6 protein-coding genes are annotated in these 6684 nt (G+C 47.6%); 1 reads left to right on the top strand and 5 read right to left on the bottom strand.

Going from position 1 to position 6684, the window contains the following annotated elements; all coding sequences use genetic code 11:
- Positions 1-24: 24 nt before the first annotated feature.
- From QZU58_RS09545 to QZU58_RS09530, 4 genes are all read right to left on the bottom strand, one after another.
- Complete coding sequence (locus tag QZU58_RS09545; protein WP_294496322.1) at positions 25-459, bottom strand: redoxin domain-containing protein; 435 nt, start codon at positions 457-459, stop codon at positions 25-27.
- 45 nt (positions 460-504) lie between these two features.
- The gene (locus QZU58_RS09540; RefSeq protein WP_294496320.1) at positions 505-981 is read right to left on the bottom strand and encodes a MarR family transcriptional regulator; all 477 of its coding nucleotides are present in this window, start codon (positions 979-981) and stop codon (positions 505-507) included.
- Positions 982-1164: 183 nt separating this feature from the next.
- A complete protein-coding gene (locus tag QZU58_RS09535; RefSeq protein ID WP_294496318.1) occupies positions 1165-3360 on the bottom strand; it encodes a S8 family serine peptidase in 2196 nt (731 codons plus the stop codon).
- A 154-nt stretch (positions 3361-3514) separates the two neighbouring features.
- On the bottom strand, positions 3515-3988 hold the full coding sequence (locus QZU58_RS09530; RefSeq protein ID WP_294496317.1) for a hypothetical protein: 474 nt from the start codon (positions 3986-3988) through the stop codon (positions 3515-3517).
- A gap of 443 nt (positions 3989-4431) precedes the next feature.
- Between QZU58_RS09530 and QZU58_RS09525 the strand changes: the two genes are divergently transcribed.
- Entirely contained in the window at positions 4432-5550 is a 1119-nt protein-coding gene (locus QZU58_RS09525; protein ID WP_294496315.1) for a metallophosphoesterase, read from the top strand.
- Between the two features lie 11 nt (positions 5551-5561).
- On the opposite strand, the gene QZU58_RS09520 is transcribed toward QZU58_RS09525, so the two are convergent.
- Complete coding sequence (locus QZU58_RS09520; RefSeq protein WP_294496325.1) at positions 5562-6593, bottom strand: FAD-binding protein; 1032 nt, start codon at positions 6591-6593, stop codon at positions 5562-5564.
- Positions 6594-6684: the final 91 nt, after the last annotated feature.

Below are 6684 nucleotides of genomic sequence, written 5' to 3'. Positions count from 1 at the left end.
TGTTTGCGGTAAATCCGTATCTGTTTATATACATCTACAGTTTACACGGTAAATCCACGTTTTTACATTCATTCGTGGAGGTCGTTTCATATTGTCTTTGCCAAAGCCCGTAAACGGCTTTTCTCCGGCCAGAAAAACAAAGATAGGATCTGCAGTTTCGCCGTTGACGTCGATTTTGGCAAACTGCGGAAAGTCTGTACCGAACTTTAAGGTGCAGAATTCATGAATTTCGTCGTCGGAGCCGGGAGCCTGTCCGGCAAACTGGTTGCACGGAAAATCCAGAATCTCAAAGCCAAGATCCCTGAGATCGGCATACATTGCCTCAAGCGGTTCGTAGTGAGGGGTAAAACCGCATCCGGTTGCCGTGTTGACGATGAGCAGAACCTTGCCTGCGTAATCTGACAGACTGACATCGTTTCCGCGTCTGTCCTTTACGGTAAAGTCATATACGTTTTTCATTGGAATCTCCTTAATGTTTATGTTGTTTTTCTATATTTGTTCCGGTTATTTGCGGGAACCGGTATTTCCGGAAATCTTTTTGCCGTATCCCTGACCGTGAAGAATTTCGTACAGCAGATCGTAAAGCAGGCGGGCTTTTTCCGGTGAAAGCTTTACGCATTTCCCCATTTCGGCAGGAATGTCCGCAGCCTTCTCACGAAGTCTGTGTCCCTTGTCGGTAAGGGTTATTACAACCACACGGTCGTCATCCGGACTTCTGTGTCTTTCGATAAGCCCGGACTGTTCCATTTTCCTGAGAAGAGGAGACAGAGTGCCGTTATCAAGCATCAGCCTTTCACCGATCCCGGTAACGGAAATACCGTCCTTTTCCCACAGTACCAGCATGACAATGTACTGCGTGTAGGTTAGTCCTAAAGGCTTAAGCAGGGGAGCGTAAAGCCCCGTGATGTTTCTTGATGCCGCATAGAGCGGAAAACACAGCTGGTTTGAAAGCTTTAGAGCTTCCAGGTAATCGTCCTTCATGTCTGCTTCCCGAAATATGTTTTACACAAATATATTGTATAAAACATATTTTATTTTTTCAAGAGAAATTTGAATTCGGTGCGAAAAAGATTATCCGGAAGTACGGATTTGCCGTAATAAAAGGCGTCAGTGAGGAACTGAATGATCCTGTCACTGACGCCTTTTTTCGGGAGAATACATTTGTCAGAGTGCGTATCCGCCTATTTTTACGCGGATGCTTCTGTTAAGGTTGTCCACGTCTACCGGACATGCACTTCTGATGTTCAGAATGAACGAGTCATCAGCTGATGCATGTTCAGCATAGAAGGCGGAGGTATATATCATAAAGTCAGTGTCATAGCTGAATGAAGGTCTTTCCCTATGCATGGCTCGGGCATTGAAGTCCCAGTTCGCATAAACGGACTTTATCAGTGACATCGTGCCGTCAGGAGATTTCATTTCAATCTGCAGCAGACTGTTGGCATGAGCTATACCTTCCTGCTCCGCATTTGCGGCCTGTATGCATTTGCCGGAGTCAGTATCATCGTCGTAAACGAGAGAGCTTACGTTAACGGCGATATCCTCTATCTCGATAATCGGACTTACCGGCCCGTAATTATCCATGCTTTCAAAATCCGTAAAGCTGCATGTTATGTTTCTTCCTCCGTCATCGGATGAGCACGGAGTGTCATTGGTGCTTACGTAATCTGACGGAAGCTCCGACCTTCTGGAACAGTACTCGTCCTCATCGCAGTAGAGAGCCTTTGATACTGCCTTTGCCGCATTAACAACCCCGAAACCGTAGCGGTTAGAGAATCTCAGTCCGGCACCGTTGGTGAACCAGCCCGGATCATGCGTTACCGTGCTGCCGCCGTAGGCTGTTACCCTTGATTTTACGGCGGAGTATTCCAGACTGCTCCAGCCGGGAGTGGTATCGCTGTTTGCGGTTGATGCAAGGATATATCTTATCTGCGGTACGGTAACGTCAGGCTTTGCCTGAAGGATAAGTGCTGAAACCCCGGTGACGGAAGGAGCTCCGGATGAGGTGCCGTTCATGGTATGAGTATAGTAACGGCGATCCTTATATTTATCCTTATCATCTCTCCACGGTGTGTTTCCGTCCCTGAGATCCTGATACTCGTAAGGCTCATGACTGTACTTTGTGGTTACGATTGCCGCAGATGAATTCTGTTTTCCGTTATATCCGAATTCTCCTGCCATCCCGGTAACCCACAGATGAGAGCCGGTGGAACCGTAGGATGACTTTGTTCCCATGGAATTAAGGGCACCTGCAATAATCACGTATCTTCCCCTGTTGAAGGAGGACGTCTGATTGAACTGACAGTCGGCTTTTGCGGAAACACAGTTCAGCGGATAGTGGGTCCCGTCTCTGAATGACACGTCGCCGTACTCGTTTCCGGCTGCTCTGATGAACGGTATGCGGTTTTCAAACATGGCCTCGAAAAAGGCCTCCTTTTCCGGTGAATACACGTAACTGCTGTCCATGGCAATGCTGGCGTTAATTGTATGCACGTCATCATGCATGGTAAGATAAGCGAAATTGGTGTTGTCCTTGTGATAGGCTGTCAGTTTCGCATCGTATGCGATGCCGCGTACGCCTTTGCCGTTACCTGCCGTGGCAGCCATAATGCCGGCAACCTTTGTACCGTGAAGCATAGTTTCGTTATAGATGACATCGGTAAGGGTAAAATCCTGATTTATGAACGATGCTCTGACAGATGGCGTGTATTTGCGGTCTGAAAGATCCTCGTGTCTGAAATCTATGCCGGTGTCGAGAACTGCAATCTTTACGCCTTTTCCGGTGATGTGTTCTCCGTTGGCATCAGTCATGTGCCATGCGGGGATAACGTTAAGATCTATTCCCTCAACCGGGGAGATTTTTACACTGTAAGGATTCTGTCCCACGTTCTTAAGATGCCACTGCTCGGCAAAGAGCGGATCTCCGTTAGGAGATTTTGTTCCCAGCTCTAGCGTGAATACGTTGCGGCTTCCGTCTCCGTAGACTACTGTGAATTTTTCAGTCAGGGAATAAGGTGACGGCATGCTGTTAAGCTTGTTTTCGGGAACATAGTAGTATACCGTGCCGGACGGAGCCGGTTCTCCGGTGAAAGGATGAACACTGCTTACTTCGCCGTATTCCGCATATACTTCGGGAGTGTCGGCGGATTTGACGGATTCGGCCGTGACGGGATATCTGATAAGGTACGGTTTGCCGCTGTACAGGTCTCCGTATTCCGCAAAATACTGTGTGGTATCAGTTTCGGCGATCCTGTTATCGGCGGATGAGCCATCACTGCCACCGCCGCCACCGCATGCCGTCATGGCAGAAACAAGGAGAACACTTAATAACTGTAAGCGGAATATATGTGTTTTGTTCATGTCCGGTTCCTCATTCAGGCAGGGCGTCTGATGGCCGTATTGTCCCGCCTAAGGTGAAGTTTTACGTATTAACATTGTCCAGGTTCTTTTATTTCTTATTTAATTATTGTGTATTGTTATTATTCGTCGTATTTAAATGGTTCCGGAGTCTCCTTCAGTCCGGCTGTTTAAGTGTCGTTGATGTTCCGTGAAGGTATGACGGTGAGACCTGTCTGATGCCGTTGCCGTACGGTAGCTCGGTCATGAGTTTTTCCCACTGGTCATAGGTTTCTGCGGTTATTTCATAAACTGAGGCACTCAGTTTACTGATATGCAGATCGGGAGGCAGACTGCAGTCGTTTTTACCGCACCGTACCAGCAGTCTTCCGGTAATGATATAGTTGCGATCGGTAGCGGTTTTAACAAATGCCAGATGGTCGGGAGCTTTTTCTCCCGTCACTACGAGACGGCTGCCGAGAGTGCCGAGCACTTCATATGCGGGAACTGCGGCTTCAGCCGCATCCGCATCCATGATTCTGAAGTTTTCGGTGATAATATCCTGAGCGGTTCTTTTCTGACCGCCGGCCTCAGCCGGCATGCAGATCAGCAGTGCCATAACGGATATGATCGACGTGACCGTTAGTCTCATTTCAGTTCTCCCGTGTGTCCGTCATGCGCCGGTGTTCCTGTCTGTACTGATAATGACAGGGAACAGGTGTTTTTACGTAAGCGGACATTTCTTATACTAAAAGTATAAACAGAGACATCGTGACATATTCCTTAAGCATGAACTTATCAGACGGTGATCAATTAATAATCAGTTAAGAGAACAGAAAATTAACAGCGGTTTTAAATAAATTTAACAATAAAACAATAAAGTAACCTGTTTTTAAATGGGATGGCCTGGGACATGTTTTGCATTTAAGTGTGACAGCCAGGGATATGTTTTGAAAATAAGTCTGAGCAGGCTCAGGTTTTACCGGGATTTCGGATGCCGTGTGTTATACTTTAATGGATGTCCGGACTCTGTTCCGGCGTCGTTTTCATCGTAAGGCACGGTTTTTTCAGTATGTATGGAGTAAACCCATGACCATGTGGTTCATCATTCTTCTTGCCATAATAGCTCTGACCATGCTGGCGCTGTTTTATGCCGTATACGGGCTCAGGTGTGTTTTCCGGCCGTGCTTATCTGAAAAAACGGCTGCTGCCGCATCATCAGTATCCGTTCTCCTTCTGTTTATCATCTCCGGTCTGTGTCTGCGTTTTATTAACGCTGCCGTAATTATCTGGCATATGGCGGTATTTCTGCTGATAGGCAGTCTGATCCGGTCTGCCGTTTCGGTATTATTCGGAAGAAAGCTGCCGGAAAAGACGGTTCCTGTTCTGGGATTTATTCTGAGCTTTGCTGTTCTCGGCGGAGGGTGGTATGCCGATCATCATGTATGGAGAACCGAATATAATCTTGTTACGTCCAAAAAAGTAAAGCCGGTGAAATTTGTCATGTTTGCCGATTCTCACATCGGCACCACCTTTGACGCCGAAGGTTTTGCCGGACTCGTGAAGGATATGAACGCCGAGCGTCCCGATGCGGTTTTCATTGTCGGTGACTTCGTGGATGACGATACGTCACGGGAGGACATGATTGCATCCTGCAGGACTCTTTCTGAGTTTAAGACGTCCATGGGTGTGTATTTCGTGGCAGGAAATCATGACAGAGGATATTACGGCGCCGCCCGCAGAGGTTTCAGCATGAGTGAGCTGACGGAAGAACTCAAAAAAAACGGAGTGACGGTTCTGAGCGATGAGTCCGTTGATCTCGGTGAACGTCTCACCGTTTTCGGACGCAGGGATTTTTCCGTAGTAAGGGAACGCCACGGCTCGCGCAGTACTCCGTCAGAACTTATGACTTCCATTGCTCCGGAAAATTATACGATTGTACTTGATCATCAGCCTGCTGAATACGATCTTCTTGCGGGAGCCGGTTCGGATCTCGTTCTGTCCGGACATACGCACGGCGGTCAGCTTTTTCCGTTTAATCAGGTCGGACAAATCATCGGTGCCGTGGATGCGGTATACGGCCATGAGCATCGCAGGGTCTCAGACTTCATTGTAACCTCCGGACTTTCCGACTGGGCGATAAAATTCAAGACCGGGACAAGGTCGGAGTACGTGGTCATCAGCCTGAGAGGCTTCGATTCCGGAGACAGGTGATTATTTCTTCTTCAGTTCTTGTTTCCGGCTTGTCGGCTGTCTCGGGAGAAGACGTCATCACCGTCGATTTTTCTTATTGAGCAGATTCCGAGCTTCATGATTATTCTTCTCAGCAGCGGATTCATGATAAAAGGCCTTTTGATAATTTTCAGAAAAAGTTTCAGTCTCATCATCAGTGTGGCTTTTCTGTAGTCAGAGGCGGTAACATCATCTTTAACGTTGAAGAGCTCACTCAGCCTGTAGGCACTTTCAAAGGAATGGCTTATGCCTTCAAGTGAAGAAGGACTTATGAAGCCTGCCGCTTCTCCGAGAAAGAAGCATTTGTCCTTTCCCGGGAAAAACTGCCACGGATGCGTCGGGCTCAGTACCATGCAGGCCTCGGTTTTTACGGGGTTTTCAAGTAGGAAGCCGTAGTCTTCCAGCTTTGTCTTCATGCTTTCAAAGCGCTCCCTGGCATTTTTAACAGGAAAGGCTCCACCAAAAATAAAGTAGCCGTTTTTTGAAAGTCCCCAGGCATAGCAGTCGGTAAGTTTCCTGTCAAAGATACAGGAATAGAACGGTTTTGCGTGTTCATCCCTGAACCACTGCTGCACCGACATGTACGTTTTAATGCGGTGCTTCGGAAAGAGATTTCTTCTTACAACTGAGTTTGCACCGTCGGCGGCCACGATGTGTTTCGCGAGATATCTTTCGTGAGAACCGTTTTCGGTAACATCGATTTCGTACAGGTCTCCGTTTTTAGTGACGGCGGTGCATACGGTTCCGTCATGGATTTCCACCGTGTCAGGAATGAGAGATTTAAGCCATTTGTCGAAGGCGTGTCTGTCCATGTTTATGTAGAAGCGCTGGTAGTCACGGATCATTTCCGAGCCGAGATCTATTGTCTGCACGGAGAATATCTGCGGAGTTACAAGTACGTCGGATGGCAGGGTGAGACTGAATCTGGCACACAGCTTCTGGGCGTCCGGTGAAAGTAGTCCGCCGCACGGCTTTCTGAAGCTTTCTTCTGTATCATCCTTTTTGTCAAAGGCCGCAACCGCTATTTTGGATCTATAAAAACCTATAAAATAAATTTTTTACCAAATTAAGCCTTCATCGCCAGATTTGCCAGCTGATTCTTATTTAAGTCAGCCA

It is taken from the genome of uncultured Ruminobacter sp. (assembly GCA_902764345.1).
Lineage (GTDB): Bacteria > Pseudomonadota > Gammaproteobacteria > Enterobacterales > Succinivibrionaceae > Ruminobacter.
The sequence above is the reverse complement of the archived record's forward strand: the minus strand, read 5'-3'. Positions and strand labels throughout refer to the sequence as shown.

Excerpts from the sequence above, each read along its gene's own strand:
- QZU58_RS09545 (WP_294496322.1), bottom strand. The coding sequence starts at position 459 with ATGAAAAACGTATATGACTTTACCGTAAAGGACAGACGCGGAAACGAT.
- QZU58_RS09540 (WP_294496320.1), bottom strand. The coding sequence starts at position 981 with ATGAAGGACGATTACCTGGAAGCTCTAAAGCTTTCAAACCAGCTGTGT.
- QZU58_RS09535 (WP_294496318.1), bottom strand. The coding sequence starts at position 3,360 with ATGAACAAAACACATATATTCCGCTTACAGTTATTAAGTGTTCTCCTT.
- QZU58_RS09530 (WP_294496317.1), bottom strand. The coding sequence starts at position 3,988 with ATGAGACTAACGGTCACGTCGATCATATCCGTTATGGCACTGCTGATC.
- QZU58_RS09525 (WP_294496315.1), top strand. The coding sequence starts at position 4,432 with ATGTGGTTCATCATTCTTCTTGCCATAATAGCTCTGACCATGCTGGCG.